16 protein-coding genes and 1 tRNA gene are annotated in these 17716 nt (G+C 27.6%); 2 read left to right on the forward strand and 15 right to left on the reverse strand.

Annotated features, from left to right (window positions below; genetic code table 11):
• Positions 1–151: 151 nt before the first annotated feature.
• The 3 genes from TY07_RS17195 to TY07_RS05035 are packed head-to-tail and all read right to left on the reverse strand — an operon-like array spanning position 152 to position 3083.
• A complete protein-coding gene (locus TY07_RS17195; protein WP_052330614.1) occupies positions 152–1438 on the reverse strand; it encodes a murein hydrolase activator EnvC family protein in 1287 nt (428 codons plus the stop codon).
• Positions 1439–1472: 34 nt separating this feature from the next.
• Positions 1473–2738 (reverse strand): TcaA 3rd/4th domain-containing protein, encoded by a 1266-nt coding sequence (locus TY07_RS05030; protein WP_042396264.1) that lies wholly within the window; start codon positions 2736–2738, stop codon positions 1473–1475.
• Positions 2739–2744: 6 nt separating this feature from the next.
• Positions 2745–3083, reverse strand: coding sequence for a hypothetical protein (locus TY07_RS05035; RefSeq protein ID WP_423752209.1), 339 nt, complete (start codon positions 3081–3083; stop codon positions 2745–2747).
• Positions 3084–3279: 196 nt separating this feature from the next.
• Here TY07_RS05035 and TY07_RS05040 point away from each other — a divergent pair, with 196 nt between their 5' ends.
• Both TY07_RS05040 and TY07_RS05045 read left to right on the forward strand, forming a co-directional pair.
• Positions 3280–3870 (forward strand): ECF transporter S component, encoded by a 591-nt coding sequence (locus TY07_RS05040; protein WP_042396268.1) that lies wholly within the window; start codon positions 3280–3282, stop codon positions 3868–3870.
• Positions 3871–4096: 226 nt separating this feature from the next.
• Positions 4097–4279, forward strand: coding sequence for an alpha/beta-type small acid-soluble spore protein (locus TY07_RS05045; protein ID WP_042396270.1), 183 nt, complete (start codon positions 4097–4099; stop codon positions 4277–4279).
• Positions 4280–4412: 133 nt separating this feature from the next.
• On the opposite strand, the gene TY07_RS05050 is transcribed toward TY07_RS05045, so the two are convergent.
• From TY07_RS05050 to TY07_RS05105, 12 genes are all read right to left on the reverse strand, one after another.
• Complete coding sequence (locus TY07_RS05050; protein WP_042396273.1) at positions 4413–5198, reverse strand: endonuclease/exonuclease/phosphatase family protein; 786 nt, start codon at positions 5196–5198, stop codon at positions 4413–4415.
• Between the two features lies 1 nt (position 5199).
• Complete coding sequence (locus tag TY07_RS05055) at positions 5200–6867, reverse strand: PTS transporter subunit IIBC (protein WP_042396275.1); 1668 nt, start codon at positions 6865–6867, stop codon at positions 5200–5202.
• 75 nt (positions 6868–6942) lie between these two features.
• Positions 6943–8607: a glycoside hydrolase family 13 protein gene (locus tag TY07_RS05060; RefSeq protein WP_042396277.1), complete on the reverse strand. Its 1665-nt coding sequence runs from the start codon at positions 8605–8607 to the stop codon at positions 6943–6945.
• A 242-nt stretch (positions 8608–8849) separates the two neighbouring features.
• Positions 8850–9848, reverse strand: a complete 999-nt coding sequence (locus TY07_RS05065) for a LacI family DNA-binding transcriptional regulator (protein ID WP_042396280.1) — start codon at positions 9846–9848, stop codon at positions 8850–8852.
• 136 nt (positions 9849–9984) lie between these two features.
• Entirely contained in the window at positions 9985–11037 is a 1053-nt protein-coding gene (gene asrC, locus TY07_RS05070) for a sulfite reductase subunit C (protein WP_042396282.1), read from the reverse strand.
• Positions 11038–11050: 13 nt separating this feature from the next.
• Positions 11051–11842: an anaerobic sulfite reductase subunit AsrB gene (asrB, locus tag TY07_RS05075; protein WP_042396283.1), complete on the reverse strand. Its 792-nt coding sequence runs from the start codon at positions 11840–11842 to the stop codon at positions 11051–11053.
• Complete coding sequence (gene asrA / locus TY07_RS05080; RefSeq protein WP_042396285.1) at positions 11842–12879, reverse strand: anaerobic sulfite reductase subunit AsrA; 1038 nt, start codon at positions 12877–12879, stop codon at positions 11842–11844. Before asrA ends, asrB begins: the two co-directional genes overlap by 1 nt.
• 422 nt (positions 12880–13301) lie before the next feature.
• Complete coding sequence (locus TY07_RS05085; RefSeq protein ID WP_042396287.1) at positions 13302–14093, reverse strand: ABC transporter permease; 792 nt, start codon at positions 14091–14093, stop codon at positions 13302–13304.
• Positions 14094–14098: 5 nt separating this feature from the next.
• Positions 14099–14917, reverse strand: coding sequence for an ABC transporter permease (locus TY07_RS05090; RefSeq protein WP_042396289.1), 819 nt, complete (start codon positions 14915–14917; stop codon positions 14099–14101).
• Positions 14918–14920: 3 nt separating this feature from the next.
• Positions 14921–15919 (reverse strand): ABC transporter ATP-binding protein, encoded by a 999-nt coding sequence (locus TY07_RS05095; RefSeq protein ID WP_042396292.1) that lies wholly within the window; start codon positions 15917–15919, stop codon positions 14921–14923.
• Positions 15920–16088: 169 nt separating this feature from the next.
• Positions 16089–17402: an ABC transporter substrate-binding protein gene (locus TY07_RS05100; protein ID WP_052330615.1), complete on the reverse strand. Its 1314-nt coding sequence runs from the start codon at positions 17400–17402 to the stop codon at positions 16089–16091.
• A 236-nt stretch (positions 17403–17638) separates the two neighbouring features.
• Positions 17639–17714: transfer RNA gene (locus tag TY07_RS05105), tRNA-Lys, on the reverse strand.
• Between the last annotated feature and the right edge of the window lie 2 nt (positions 17715–17716).

Consider the following 17716-nt stretch of genomic DNA (forward strand, 5'->3'; position numbering starts at 1 on the left):
ATTCCCTTTCTTAAGTGATTGTAATCCCTTAACCTGTGCACTTTGCACAGGTTTTTATTCTTTATAAAACAAAAACTACCTGAGTATTATTTTCTTTATTATATTTAATTATTCAAAAAGCTGTATCTTTAAAGATACAGCTTTTATCTCTTTAATACGGTATATAATTTAAAGGATCAACAGCTTGCCCATTAATTCTTATTTCAAAATGTAAATGTGGGCCTGTACTATTTCCAGTTGAACCTACAGTAGCAATTACATCACCTTGCTTAACTGTATCTCCATAATCAACATCTAATGTTTGAGCATGTGGATATAATGTTTGTACCCCATTTCCATGTCCTAAAATAATTGTATTTCCATATCCTGTAATCCACCCTGAATATTCAACTACACCACTTTTAGATGCTTTAATTGGGTCTCCATAATTCCCTGCATAATCTATACCTTTATGTAATTTATATTCTCCTGTAACAGGATTAACTCTATATCCATAATTACTAGTAATTCTACCTGGAACAGGTCTTAAAAATCCACTATCTGTTTGTAAATTATTGTCTACCCCATTACTCCCATTGCTACCACTAACATTATTTATTATTCTATCAAGTTCTGCTTCTAACTCTTCATTATGTGATTCTAAATGTGCTATTTCACTACTAATCTTTTCACTATCATTTTCTAAAGCAATAATACTATCTTGCTTTTCTCGTTGCATTGCTAAAAGTTCATTTCTCTTGCTTTCCTCTTCATTTTGAATTGCAACAACTTTATTTTTTGCTTCCATTATATCACTTTGCTTCTCTTCTATTGCTAACTGCGACTCTTCTTGCTCTTTAATTTTAAGTTCTATTTGTGCAATCTCATCTGATATAATTTCTTGATTTTCCTTATAGCTCTTAATTAAACTTTTATCAAAATTTATTATTTGATTTATATTATTTAGATTTTGAAAAATTTCAAAGATATTCTTACTTTTAATTAACATGTAAATATATTGTTTTGATAAATCCACCTTATAAACACTTCTAATTCTTGCGTCTAATAATTCCTTGATTCTATTCTCTTCCTCTTTAAGTTCCACAACATATTTCTCTTTATTTTCAACTTCTAACTTACTTTCATTTATGGAGTTAATTAACTCAGAAATTTCACTTTGCATATTATCTATTTGTTTTTGATATTCACTTATTTCAACTTGAAGAGCATACAACTCATTTTCCTTTTCAGTAATAATCTCTTCTAAATCACTAACTTCATCTTTTTTCCCTTGAATTTCACTATTCAGATTAGATTTTTCCTCTTCTAAACTTTCAATTTTATTTTTATTATCTTCTATTTCATTTTTAATTGAATCACTTTTTTCGGCAAAAACATAATTTGTATTAATTAACAATATAATTAATACTGCATAAATAATTTTGTTTTTAAACTTCATATATCCCCCATCTTATCATCATTTGTTTTAAACTTTACTCTATTTCAACCTTTTGTATTTCAGTTATTCGAAAGTTATTATCAATATATTCTAATCCTAATATAAATGAACTCTCATTATAAGTTTTAAAGAAAGGTAATATTTTTTTATAGATATTATAATTAATCTTTGTTACAACACTTGCCTTATATACACTATCTTCATATTTAAAATCACTTTTTTCAATTTCTACATTCATATCTGCAATTTCATAATTATTAGAAAATAGTAATGTTTTTTCATTTATATAATTATATACTGAATCTCTAACACTCTCTGTACAATTAATGATGTTCTCCTTATTTCTTTTATTTAATCCTTCAAATACGGATTCATAAAACCCATTAATATCTTTACTTACAATATTAATTAATTCATCATTTACCATGCTTATATCTAGCTTAATATATTCCTGATTACTTATATTTTCTTCATCACTTTCTATAGTTCCCCAAGGAAATTCTCTCTGTAATTTAATTACTATATCTTTTTCCTTAGGTATAGGCCCAAAGTTTTTAATCTCCTTTGCTAATAAACCTGTATTCTCATTATTTATTAATACCTTTGCATCATCAAAATTTGAATATAAAGTAACATAATTGCCATCAATCTTAAGTTCAACCTTTTTGTCTTCAAGTATGCTTATATTAATATCATTACAAATATCTCCAAATTGTGTTTCATAAGTATATTTAACATTATAAATACCTGGAATAACATCAAACTGGGCAACATCCTGCAAATTAAATTTCTTATCTTCAAATTCAACCTTTATATCTTTTGTGTTAGTAGTAAATTCAACTTCAACAGTATCTAAAGCAATATAATATCTTTTATAAAATAGTCCTTGCTTACTTTTTATTTCAAAATTTCCGTATTCTCCATTTTTTCTTAATTCATTTATTAATTTTTTTATTTTATCTTCATTTCCACTGTAATAATTAAAAAGAGGCTTAAATTCACTTTCTGATATTTTTTCATCCCTTACTCTTATAATTTTAGCTATTTTGAAGCTATTTTCAGTAATTAATGACTTTTTTAAATCCTCTAGCATTTCCTCTTCACTTATATTTATTGCATTAAACAATATAAATCCAAAAATCATCATAAAAGAAATTAATGAAATAATAATTACCTTAGTTCTATTTAATACTTCTATTATCCCTAATTCTTTTATATTTTTTATATCACTTATTTTACATTCTAAATAAACTTTAAATTTGTTGGCCATATTCTTAAACATAATAGTTCCTTTTGCCATTTAATCTTACTCCAAAATATCTATAATCCATTTTCCACAATCAACACACTTATATAATCTTATTACAAATAAATCCATTATTTCACCTTGTGCTCTTGTAGGATTATTTTCAAGTTCTTCCTTAGTTATAAACTCATCATTTCCATCTATAAATCCTTGAATTTCTACTATATAATTTTTATTGGTTTTATTACAACATTCATTTTCACCAACACATTCAATTTCATCATAACTTAAAAAATTTTGCAGTTCTTCAATTATAGGAATTATATCTTCATATTCATTTATATTATCTAAAAAATCCTCTTCATTAAAATTCAAATCATTAATACTAAATAATCTCATTTTCTTCATCTCCTTGTGTAATTAGTTTACACTTTCATAATATACTACATTTCCTGTGCTATTCAACATTTTATTTCATTATTCAGTGTTTTATTTATTTATATGATGAATAATACTTGAATAATTTATCGCTTTATATTAAATTAATGTTTGAATATAGTTATAAAATTTTAATAATAAATTAGGAGAGAGATCAATGAAAAATAAAAAAAAATCTAGCTCTAAGACTAGAAGACTTGTTCTCATAGGAGCTCTAGGTGGAATTTCAATATTCCTTGGTGTAAGCGGATTAGGATTAATACGTTTACCAATATTCAGTCTTACTATTATGCATATTCCTGTAATCATAGGAGCATTATTAGAAGGCCCAGTAGTCGGAATATCAGTAGGTTTAATTTTTGGATTATTTTCAATGTATCAAAACATTACTGCTCCTGGCTTAACTTCTTTTATATTCTGGAATCCTATTGTGGCATTAATTCCAAGAATGTTAATTGGTATTGTAGCTTATTATTCATTCAAACTATTTAAAAGTAAAATTAAAAATACAGGAGTATGTGCTGGAATAGCTGCAGTTTTAGGAACATTAACTAATACAATTGGTGTATTAGGATTAACTTATATTCTATATCTTGATCAATATGCACAAGCTAGAGAAATTTCAAGAGAAGCTGTTGCTGGCACTTTGCTTACTGTTGGATTAACAAACGGAATTCCTGAAGCTATAGTTTCAGCCCTAATAACAATTCCAATAGTCGTTACAATGCTTAAACTTAAAAGAAATTAACTATTTTTGAATGCATATTTTGATAAACTTCTTATCAAAATATGCATTGAATTTTCTTTTATGATATTTTTCCACTTCCACATCTTAGTTAATATATTCTTTTTTTCCTATACTTCCTTTACTTTTATAGATTATATAATTTACTTCTACACATAATACTAGTGTAAGTAAGAAAGATTACTTACAAAGGAAAATAAATATTAATTTATTTAAAGGAGGGTCTTTTATGGCTCAAAAGTTAGTACCAGAAGCAAAAAACGGATTATCAAAATTTAAGAATGAAGTAGCAAGCGAAATGGGTGTTCCTTTCACAGACTACAACGGAAACTTAACTTCTAAACAATGCGGAAGCGTTGGTGGAGAAATGGTTAAGAGAATGGTTGAACAATACGAACAAGGAATGAAATAACTAACTCCACAAAAAAATAAGTTAATAAAATTAGAGAGTGTGAATATTGCATAATATTTACACTCTCTTCCTTTTTTCTTTTAAAATGATAATAAATTTTATTAACAGTTATAAATAAATATCATCATCATATTTATATTAAAACTTCTACCCCATAGTGATCTGAGATAATATGTTTATTATCTTTATTAAAGATAACTTTAGATCTCAAAACTTTTATTTCTCTATTTGTCAGTATTAAATCTAATCTTTTATCTTCTTCTTGCATTTCCCATCCTGCAATTTTACCTTTTACTGTAACACCATCATCTTTTTCCTCAGCCATTACATAAGTGTCTTTTAAACCTAATTTCATTAAATAATCATAACCTTCATTTCTTACATATGCATTATTATTAAAATCCCCCATAACAAAAGCTAATCTATCATCACTTATATTTTCAATAAGCATATCAGCATGATATTTAAAAGGTTCTATATCATCATTCCACCATCCAGTATGACAACTATAAAAATCAACATCATTACCTTCAATATTAACTGTGATACTTATAATTTTTCTACTTCTATAATTTCTTTTATTATCACTTTTAGAAACATAAAATGATTTACAATCTTTTATTTTATGTTTAGTTAATATGGCTAATCCTTCTTCATATATATCATAACCTATATGGGAGTAATCCCATATAAAGTTATATTTACTTTCATTAATTTTATTTAACTCTTCAATTAATAGCTGTGCAAAATTATCCTCTTTTATCATAGCCTGTAATAATTTCGAATTAATTTTTTGACTAACTTCTTGAAGCGCTATGACATCATATTGTTTTTCTTTTATTATCTTAGCCAAATATTTAATTTTTTCAATTTGATTATCTTCTTGCCAAGAATGACAATTTAAAGTTAAAAGCTTCATATTATACTCCTAATAAATCTTGAATATCAGATTTTAAAACATCTGCCTTTGGCCCATATATTGCTTGTACTCCATTATCTTTTAATATTAATCCTAATGCACCATTTCTCTTCCACTCTTTTTCTTCAGCTACTTTAGAAACTTCCTTTACAGTAACTCTTAACCTAGTCATACAAGCATCTACATCTTCAATATTTTCTTTCTCTCCTAATAAAGAAATTATTTTTACGGCTAATGTATCGTTAGCTGTTGTTTTATCTACAGCCACTTCCTTGACCTCTTCACTTTCCTTTTCTTCATCATAGTTTCCTAGACGTCCTGGAGTAGGTATTTTAAATTTTTTAATGCAGAAATTAAATACTCCAAAATTAATTCCGAAAAACGCTAAACATGCAATTATAAAATTAATAACATCTCCAACTAATCCAGCATTAACAAGCATTGGTATACGAGTTATAAGTTCTATTGCTCCAAAGGCATGAACTCTTAAATTTATTATATCTGCTAATGCAAATGCTAAACCTGTAAGTATTGCATAAACAATATAAAGTACTGGTGAGATAAACATAAATAAGAATTCTATTGGTTCACTTACACCTGTTAAAAATACTGCTAATCCTATAGATACAAACATAGATTTATATTTTTTCTTCTTATCTGCATCAACATTTTTATACATAGCAAAGGCAACCCCTAATAATGATGCAGTTGATAAAATTACTTGTCCTACTTTAAATCTTGCTGGAACAACTGTAGCTAATAAGTTATTATATTCTGTCATATTTCCTGCAGATTTAAAGTTAATTAAATCTGTAATCCATGCAAACCACAATGGATCTTGCCCTGCAATCACAGTTCCTGCAGCTGCACCAGTTAAAGATGTATAAACCCCACCTAACTCAGTATAGTTAACAGGAATAGTAAGCATATGATGTAAACCAAATGGTAGTAACAAACGTTCTAAAGCTCCATATATAAATGGTGCTAAAACAGGAGCCGTATCTTTTGAATTTGCAAGCCAAATACCAAAACTATTTAATGCCCCTTGTGCAAAAGGCCATACTATTGATAATACTAATGCTGTAATTGTTGACCATAAAATAACAACGAAAGGAACAAATCTTTTTCCATTAAAAAAGCTTAAAGCTTGTGGTAGTTTATTATAATTGTAATATTTATTAAATAATGTTGCTCCTAAGAAACCTGAGATAATACCAATAAACACTCCCATATTAAGTGCTGGTGATCCTAAAACATTTGTGAAGTAATCTGGAACAGTTAATGTAGCTCCTAATAAAGATTTAACTGTTGCTGTACTATCAGATAACATTTCTGTAGTTACACCAAAAATTGCTCCTGTAATACGATTAATTAACACAAATGATAATAATCCTGCAAAAGCCCCTCCAGCTCTTTCTTTAGCCCATGATCCACCTATTGCAACTGCAAATAATATATGAAGATTTCCTATAATGCTCCACCCTATATTATCCATTACTCTAGATATAGCTTGTATTATATCAGCTTCAAAATACATTCCTAAAAGCTTACCAAAAGTAATCATTAATCCAGCTGCTGGCATAACAGCTATAACTACTAATAAAGCTTTTCCGAATTTTTGCCAAAAATCAAATGATAATAATTTGCCCTTTTTCTTTGTTTTACCCATTTTAAATTCCCCTTTTTTCATTTGCAATGTAATTTATTACAAATATTTTTAATTATTAATACTTTTAAATATTCTTTATTTTATAACCTTATAAATTCTTGCTTCATATGGCCTTAAATCAAACTCAGTTAATAAAGCATGTTTTTCAACATTATAATTACTTAATAATAATCCATCACTATGAAGGTTAATATCATAAGAATACTTAACATTATCATGAGATAAATTAACTATTATTACAAATTCCTCTTCCCTCATAATTCTCGTATAAGCATATATTTTCTCATGATCTTCTAGTATTAAATCATAACTACCATATATAAGAGTTTTATTTTCTTTTCTTATATTAATCATTTTTTTATAAAAGTTTAAAATAGAATTTTCATCTTTTAATTGATCTTTTACATTTATATATTTATGATTTTTATTTATTTTGATCCACGGCTTTCCAGTAGTAAATCCAGAATTTTCACTACTATCCCATTGCATTGGAGTACGTGAATTATCTCTTGATACTGCCCATACATATTTTAATGCTTCCTCACCACTTAATCCTTGTTCAACCTTTTCCTTATAGATATTTATTCCCTTAACATCGTTATAGTCATAAATAGAATCAAATTTTACATTTGTCATCCCTATCTCTTGTCCTTGATAAATGAATGGTGTACCTTGTTGCATAAAATACATAAGACCAAAAGCAGTTGCACATTCTTTTAAGTATTCTTTATCATTTCCCCAAGTTGATGTAACTCTAGGTATATCATGATTTTCTATATATAGTGCATTCCACCCTTTTCCATCCAAAGCTTTTTGCCATTTTGTTAATACTTTCTTATAATTTCTAACATTAAAATTGTTCTCACTTTCAGCTCCCCATAAATGTAAGTGTTCGAATTGGAATATCATATTAAACTTCCCATCTTTTTCTCCAACCCACAAATCTGCTTCTTCAGCATCTACTCCATTAGCTTCTCCTACAGTCATAATGTCATACTTATCGAAAGTTCTTTCTTTAAGTTCTTTTAAATATTTATGAATTCCAGAAACATTCATATGTTTATCAAATGATTCTACATATTTTAACCCTTTAGGGTTTGGCATATCTACTAATCCATCTTCTTTTTTAATATGACTTATTGCATCTACTCTAAATCCATCAATTCCTTTATCTAACCACCAGTTTATCATTGAATAAATAGCTTCTCTTACTTCTTTATTATCCCAATTTAAATCTGGTTGTTTCTTAGTAAATAAATGCATAAAATATTCTTCTGTATTTTTATCAAATTCCCATACAGATCCCTTAAAAATACTTTCCCAATTATTAGGCTCCTTATTATCCTTTCCAGCTCTCCAAATATACCAATCTCTTTTTGGATTATCTTTTGATGATTTTGATTCTATAAACCATTTATGTTCATCGCTTGTATGATTTACAACTAAATCAATTATCAATTTCATCTGTCTAGCATGTACTTCCCTAAGTAATTCATCAAAATCATCCATATTCCCAAAATCACTCATAATATCTTGATAATCACTAATATCATATCCATTATCATCATTTGGAGATTTATACATAGGACATATCCAAATAACATCAATTCCTAAATCTTTTAAATAATCTAACTTAGATGTTATTCCTTTTAAATCCCCAATTCCATCACCATTAGAATCTTTAAAACTTCTTGGATATATTTGATACCCAACCGCTTCTTTCCACCAAACTCTCTCCATATTTTCACCCCTAATTCATGCAATCGGTTGCATAACTGTTTAAATAATATGTACAGCTTCACAGCTGTACATATTAAAAAAAGACTATAAGCTTGTCTTTTTTAAAATTTCTAAATTTAATATAACATTTTAAGAAATTGTTTACAACACTAATTTGGGCCAAAATTTCTCAAATTTTACGATTACATTTATTTATCTTCCTTTTTCTCTCATTAATGCAATCGGTTGCATAATTTATATATTTACTTTAATGATTCTCTTTCTATTAAATTGGTTTCTATAACATGATAACCTTTATTTTCTCTATTTTCTAACTTATCTATAATAAGCTTTGTTGCATATCTACCCAATTTTTCAGAGTTTATATCCACTGAAGCTAAAGGTGGATTCTTATATTGAGATAAAGGAATATTATTAAATCCAACAACAGATATATCTTTATATCCTAATTCTTCTATTGCTCGTTGTACTCCAAAACCTAATAAGTCATCTGTAGCAATAATAGCATTAACTTTATTTTTTTCTAAAATTCTATGCGCTGCAATGTATCCTTCTTCTTCAGTAAAATTATTCATTTCAATTATTAACTCATTATCAATTTCTATATTCCTGCTATACATAGCCTGTTTGTATCCATTTAATCTATCTTTCGAAACATTTATATCTGATTTAGCTCCAATAAATGCGATAGTTTTATTTCCTCTTTCAATCAGTTTTTGAGTTAAATTATATACAGCTGCAAAATTATCATTATCAACCCATAAAACACCATCTATTTGTTCTGGCCTACCTATAACAACAAAAGGGAATTGTTTTTTCTTTAAATAGTTAATTGTAATATCATTGTCTTTTACATTAAAAAGACATAAACCATCTATAAGATTACCTTCTGTTACTTTCTTTACCCATTCTTCTTCATCAGCCTTTTTATCTTTAAATGCATACATGATATAATAATCCTCTTTTTCTGCATACATACTAATTCCCTTCATTGCTTGGACAAAAAATGGATTTTCAAACGAAACCTCTGCACCCCCTGGTAGTAGGACAGCTAATATTCTTGTTCTATTATTAGCTAAACCTCTTGCAACTATACTAGGCGTATAATTTAATTTTTTTATAGCTTCATTTACCCTTTCCTTAGTTTCTTCACTTATTTTTCTGCTATTTGCCAAGACTCTAGAAACTGTAGACGTTGCCACTTGTGCTTCTCTTGCTACATCCTTTATTGTTACCTTCATACTTAATACCTCTCATTTATAATATTAAAATCATTATATTATAAATTTTTAGCAAAATAAATAGTAGCACTTCTTAATATTTAATAGTTGTAAATTAAACATTTTATCATGCTACTATTTTTATATATTTTTATATTTAATTATCTTTAATAGGTCTAGTTGTACTTATTGATTTATGCTTGCTTATAGCTTTGACGTTTATATTAGATCTATACTCTGTTTCTGCCCAATATATATTTTCTGCAACTAACGCTTCTTTATTAAGCTCAACACCATCTAAAATAATTTCTTTAAACTTATTATATCCAGCTCTATCTATTAAATGTCCACCATGTAAATATTCTGGTTTATAATCTAACGCCCAAGCTGAGAACTTTTGCCAATTCGCAAATATTCCAAGAACTGTTTCTTCACTTGCAAAGTTAACAAATGTTTTGCCCATTCTAGGATTTTGTTTACCAGTTCTACCACCTATAACTATTCTATAGAACTTTTTAGGACTACGAGTCCATGCACTTGTTGGACATGCTAATACACATTCAGCACAACCTACACAACAACATGGATCTTTATCTACTAATCCATTTTCATTTAAACTTAATACTCTTGTTGCATGATGATCACATGCTTTTACACAAGCTCCACATCCAATACATCTTTCCTTATGATATTCCATTCTAGCTTGACCAATTACCCCAAAATCTTGGAAGTGAGCCTTACCACAGTCATTAGGACAACCTGCAATTGATACCTTAATATGATAATGTGATGGGAATATTAAGTTTTCTACCTTTGTTGCTAATTCCTTAGTATTTATATTTCCTTTTATGCAATGTGTATTCCCTATACATGCCATTATATTTCTAGCACCTATTGTAGGATATCCCTTATCATCTATAGGCATATTACAATTACATTCATCAACTTCTACTTCTTTAATATATTCTTTAATATATTCATTAACTGATTCTATATTTTCATATTTTATTCCTGGAATATTAAAAGTTTGTCTCATTCCCATGTGGAAAGTTCCATTCCCCCAAGTTAATGATATATGTTCTACATCACTTAAGTATTTTGCATTTATTGTTCCCCCTGGAATGCGCATTTGTAACATAAATTCTCCAGGAACTTTTGATTGACGGAAACAATTTATTCTAGTCTTCTTTATATCTATATCGTGATTCATAATATAATTCCTCCTAATCTAATAAATCCTTTGCTTTAGTATAATTAAATACAGGACCTTCTAGACAAACATAAGTTTCATCTACTCTACAATGTCCACATTTTCCTACTGCGCAAGACATTTTTCTTTCAAAAGAAACATATATTTTCTCTTCTGGAACTCCCAATTTTACAAATTCTAAAGATGTAAATTTCATCATCATTGGTGGTCCTACTATTATTACTTCATAATTATCTCCAAATTTTTCGAATGGTAGCTTAGCTAAATGTGTTGTAACTAATCCATTTTCAAACCCTTCTTTTTCACCCTTATCTAATGTATATATAGCTTCAAATTTTTCTTTCCATAATGCTAATTCATCTTTAAAAAGAACTGAATTTTCATCTTTAAAGCCACATATTAAATTAACACTTTTTGTATATGTTTCATCATTAAAAAACATATTTATCATACTTCTTACTGGAGCAACCCCTGTTCCTCCTGCTACTATAATTACATTTTTACCTTTTAATTTTTCAACTGGCCATCCCTTACCATAAGAACCTCTTAAAAATAATGTATCTCCTGGTTGTAAAGTAAAAATTTTATCTGTTACTTTTCCTACTGAACGAATAGTAAATTCTAAATATCCATCACCAAACCCACTAACTGATATCGGAGCTTCTCCAACTTTAGGAATTGATAATTGTAAAAACTGTCCATGTTCAACTTTAATATCAGTTTCAACTTTAAATGTATATTCTAAATTACTTTCTTTTCTTACATCAATAATTTTATATGCTTTTGGTGTTAATATATTGCGCATTAATTTTTACCTCCAACAATTTCTTTAACTGCCTTGTCTACTTTGTTTATAGTTGCTGTAATAGAAATATGTTCTGGACATCTATCTGTACATCTTCCACAACCTACGCACATGTGATTATCTCCAAATTGTTCTTTATAGTCATGTATTTTATGTAATATCTTATATCTCATTTTATCGCTAGCATTAGTTCTAAATCTGTGTCCTCCTGCCATTTCATCAAACCCATCAATATGGCAAGATGCCTGTACTCTTTTTCTTTCTCCAACATTAGCATTTTCATTGTAAATTATATCTCTAGTTGTATAGCAAGAACATGTTGGACAAGCTACAGTACAGCTTCCACATTGAATACATCTTTTATCATACTCTTTCCATACTGAATGTTCTTTTAATTTATTTAATACTTCCTTACTTTCTATTTCTGGAAGATTAACCTCTGCCATATTCTTCTCTATAAATTTAAGTTCAAATTCTTCTTTAGCACAATCTGTGAAATACTTATCAAACTCGTTATCATTAATGTTAAATAATGCTGAATTTTCATCAAATCTCACAGCTAAGCTATAATCATCTGTTTTGTTACTTCCCATTGTTGTACAAAAACAAGTATCAAATCCTTCAACACACTCTATACAGACAAACTTAACCTTTTCTCTAATTCTTTTATAAAAGGCGTCTTCAAATCCACCATTTTCCAAGTAAATTTTATCTTGTCTTTTTTGTGCATTTATATCACAAGGTCTTGCAAATATTAATATCTTTTTATCACCATATGGATTTTTACTTTCTCTAAATTCATCTTCAGTAAAAAAGTATAACGTTTGATTAATTGGTGTAATTAATTCTTTTGCTGGATATGTCGATTTTTCTTTATAAACAATTTCTTGAAAAGAATTAACTTCACCATACTTAATTATATCTGTATCTGAATATCTGCCTTGTTTTAAGAATCTTTTTGGTGCATATATCATATACTCCCTTTTCAATTCTTCAAATAAATTATTTACTTCATTTGATAACAATTTATATCCCATATCTATTCCTCCAACTCTATATTTTAAGCTTTTAAAAATTTTTATCTACAACCTCACTATACTACTTTCGTTATTAAATTAACAATCGAACTTTATCATAATTACCATTTAAAACTTTTATAACAACTTTTTCTAATTGGCTCTTTAGAGAATTTATCTATATCATATCGATTTCAAATTAATTAATCAGTAGGACTATAAAAGGCTTGTTAATCGTATATACATAAACTGTGAAACTCTCAATTTGCATAGTATACTAAAAATTATATGCATATGATTTTTTTATGCATTTGCTTCTATTATTTTTACTCCACTCTAAAAACTTTCTAAAACCACAAGTAAAAGTTATGGTATTATAAATACAAAAAAAAGATTATATTAAATAAATATTAATATAACCTTTTTTCTATCTTTTTTATATTTTAGCTTCCACTACTTTCATATCTACTAATACCTAAAAGCCATATTCTATAAGCTACTAACAAACTAACAACACCTATAAAACAAGTCATCACGACCCCTAAAACAAAACTTCCTTTTCCTAATAAATATGCACTTGGAAAATATCCTGTAAATGCAAAAGGAATTATAAATGTTAATACACCTCTAATCCAACCTGGATAAATCGTTATTGGATATTTAACAAATGTACTTAATTGATAAACCATGAAAAGATAGCTTTGTGCAAATTTAACCCAAAATGCTATGGAAGCAACAGCAAGTTTTATGGCTGTATAAATAAAACTTGCAAATATAATAATAATAACTAACGATATCATCTTTATAATAGTAACTTCAACGCCTAATTTAACCCATGAAAATATTAAAAGAATACTACCTATAATTATCTCACCAAAGCCATCTGGTTGAAATTTTTCAACTATAACTTGAAATAATGGATTTAATGGTCTTACTAAATACTTATCAAATTTTCCTTCAACTATAGTTTGCCAACTAAATATCCAAAGCTGATCTGTAAAAACATGATCTATTCCTCTAGGAATTTGAGCAAAACCATATATAAATAATATTTCATAAAAACTCCATCCCTTTAATGATGGTATATTATTAAATATTAACCCTATAAAAATAACTCCTATAGATTGTACAAACAAAAAACCTATAAGCCCTAAAATAAAATCCGCTCTATACTCTATCAAGGTCTTGATATATTGTTGTAAGAACTTTATATATAATTTGCAGTACTTCTTCATATATCTTACCCCCCTAAAATAGTTAAATTTTTAATCAAAGCTTTCCACATTATTTTAGAAATTATCATAAGTACTATTACCCAAAATATCTGTAATCCTAATGCTATTATAATATCTACTCCAGTAATCTTTCCTAAATAAATCATTGTTGGAGTATAAATAGATGAACTAAATGGTAATAAGTTAATTATTGCCTGAGCCCATTCTGGAAAAAACGCTATTGGAATTAACATTCCAGACAACAAATTCACTATAGCCTGCATTATTTGTGACAACCCCCACATATTTGTTATTTTAAAAGCAACAAGGCCAAATATATAGCTAAAGTAAAAATTAATAAATATCCCTATAATAACACTAAAAAAATATAATAATATTCTTACAATACTTACATAACCAAAAAACTTATAATACAAAATTGTAGTTATAGAAAATGTAATTATAAAAATTACAATAAAATTATATAATATACTTCCTAACCCCTGAAACAACATTCTTTTTTCATAATTCAGTGGTCTAACTAAATTTATTGCAATAGATCCATCCTTAACTTCTCTTGAAATATCATGACTGATATCAACACTTATCATAACAGAAGTAATAAATGATATAAAAATATAAATTATCATTTCATTAAATCCAAATCCATTTAGAATACTTTCATTACTACTTTCATAAATAGCTTTCCATAAATAATATGTTACAGCCAACATAAGCAAATCACCAAACATAAAGAAAAGCACATTAGCTTTATAAGATATTAATCTTTGAAAAACATTTCTAGCAAATGGAATATAAGGCTTGTATCTATTTAATTTAAACATCGATTACACCTCATTTTTATACATCTTCTTTACAATATCCTCTATACTTGTTTCTTTCACAGCAAAGTCTACCACTGTTATTTTTTTCATTACTCTACTTATTATTTCTGAAGAAGATATCTTATTTATATTAAATGTAATAAATAGTTTATTTTCTTTAAAATCTATTTTAAAATCTTTATCTTTATATATATCATCAAAGATATTTAAGCTTTCTAAAGAAATTTCCTCTTTTACTTGTATTTCTACAGTTGCTAAATACCCATACTCTTCTTTAACCCCTTTAATCTCACCATCATATATCTTCTTCCCCTTATCAATAATAATAATTCTATTGCAAAGTTCCTCAATATCATCTAAATCATGAGTAGTTAATATGATAGTTGTTCCATATTTTGAATTAATTTCCTTTATAGCTTTACGAACATTTTCTTTTACAACTACATCTAATCCTATCGTTGGTTCATCAAGATATATTACCTGCGGATTATGTATTAGTGCAGCTGCTAAATCTGCCCTCATTCTCTGACCTAAAGATAAAGTTCTAACAGGACTTAAAAAGAACTCCCCTAATCCTAACACTTCCTTTAAGAATCTCATTCTCTCTTCAAAATCCGCATCACTTACATCATATATATCCTTTAATAATGAAAAGGTCTCTGATATAGGTAGATCCCACCATAACTGAGTCTTTTGACCAAAAACAACCCCAATATTTTTTGCATTCTCTTCTCTATTTTCATAAGGCACTAAATTATTAACATAAACCCTTCCACTTGTAGGTGTTAAAATACCAGTCATCATTTTTATAGTCGTTGATTTTCCTGCTCCATTTGCTCCAATATATCCAACGATTTCTCCATCATTTATTTCAAAACTAATGTCATCCACAGCTTTTTTAGTTATATATTCTGTAGAAAAAAAAGATTTAATAGCACCTTTAAACCCAGGATATTTTTTATTACTTTTAAATTCTTTGCTTAAATTCTCAACCCGTATCATAAACTCACCTTTCTTCATCATTTCATATAAATTTTATACTACTTCTTTTATAATTTCTGTAGTATTTATTAATTTTGTTTTATTTTACAATATTTTTGTAATATTTAACGATAAAAAGACTAAAGTCTATCATTGGACTTTAGTCTTTTATTTCCTTATATACTAACTATTATTTTATTTCTAATGTTTCTTGTGCTTTATTCCAAGAGTTATTTAATTTATCTACTTCTTTTTCAAACTCTTCCCTACTTCTCTTAGCTGCTAATGCAGAATCTTGAACAAAAGTTCCTCCCCATATATCAATAGAACCTTCATTTGTAATAAGATCAAACTTTCCTTCTTGTTCAACTGTTGCTGGTTCCTCTACTAATGTATTTACTCCAGATTCTAGGAATTCCTTAATTACTGTATTGTTTGACTCTATACCTTCTTTAGCTGGAATAAATCCATTTACATCTGCATAATCAGATTTTAAAAATGCATATAAAAAATCTTTTGCCTCATCCTTATGCTTTGACTTATTACTTACAGCTAATGCCCAGTCTGGACTACATACTGAATATAAAGTACCATCTTCTGTTGGAACTGGCATAAATCCTATATCGTCTGAATTCTCAGCTAAACTTTGTACTTGAGGAATTGCCCATGTTCCTAGTATTGCCATAGCTATTTTACCATTAGCTAAATCTACTTTTGATTGTTCCCAATTTGTAGTTGCTAAATCCTCCTCAACCCATCCATTACTTACAAATTCATATAGTACATCAAGTGATTTCCCTAATGGCTTATCACTTGCAAATATATCTTTTTCATTATAAGATTCATTCTTATAATTTTGATTTCCACTTAACATCCATCCATACATAAACCATTCTTTTAATGGCCATTTATCATTAAAATTGGTTGCTAGTGGAATTATTCCTACCTCTTTAAGCTTTTCTGCCGCTTCATATAACTCATCTAAAGTTTTTGGTAACTCTTCTATTCCTGCTTCTTTAAAAGCTGCTTTATTATAAACTATACCTTCTGCACCTAACCCATACGTTAATCCATAAACTGTATATTCTCCACTTTCCTCATCATAAACAGCTTTATTTGTATTAGATTTATAATCTTTTATCTCAGAATCTGTTGATTTTCCAAGTGGTTCAAAATAAGTTAGAAGTTCAGAAACTGGTAAACTATTTGGAATTAAAAGTACATCACCATAATCACTTGAATTAAGCCTTACCTTTGTATCCCCTTCATAGTCTGTTATACCTTGCCATTCAATTTTTACATTTGGATTATTTTCTGTATATTTATCAGAAAATGCTTTTAAATCTGTATTAACAATATCTGTTCTATTTGTTAAAACTGTTAAAGTAACCTTATTATCCTTTATTTCAGTAATATTCTTATCTACTTCATCATTCCCTTGACAACCTACAAATAAACTTGTACATACTATAGTAGCTAAAACCGAACATAATCCTCTTTTCATTATATTTTCCCCTCACATTCTTAATAAAAATCTAAATGTTTAATTCTTATAACTTATTTAGATTTATATCTTTATACTAATGTATACATTTACAATTTCCAATATTTTTTACTTTTACAGTGATAATTGCTAATTATTCCGAACTTTTGCTAAAGATTGACTGAAATATTTTAATTTTTATTCATTTTAAATATTAATTAATAAAAAAAAGCAACTAAGAAAATTCTTAGTTGCTTTGGTGGCTTACCGGGGAATCGAACCCCGGACACCTTGATTAAAAGTCAAGTGCTCTACCGACTGAGCTAGTAAACCAA

It is taken from the genome of Clostridium saudiense (genome assembly GCF_000577815.1).
In the GTDB taxonomy this organism is placed as follows: domain Bacteria; phylum Bacillota; class Clostridia; order Clostridiales; family Clostridiaceae; genus Clostridium; species Clostridium saudiense.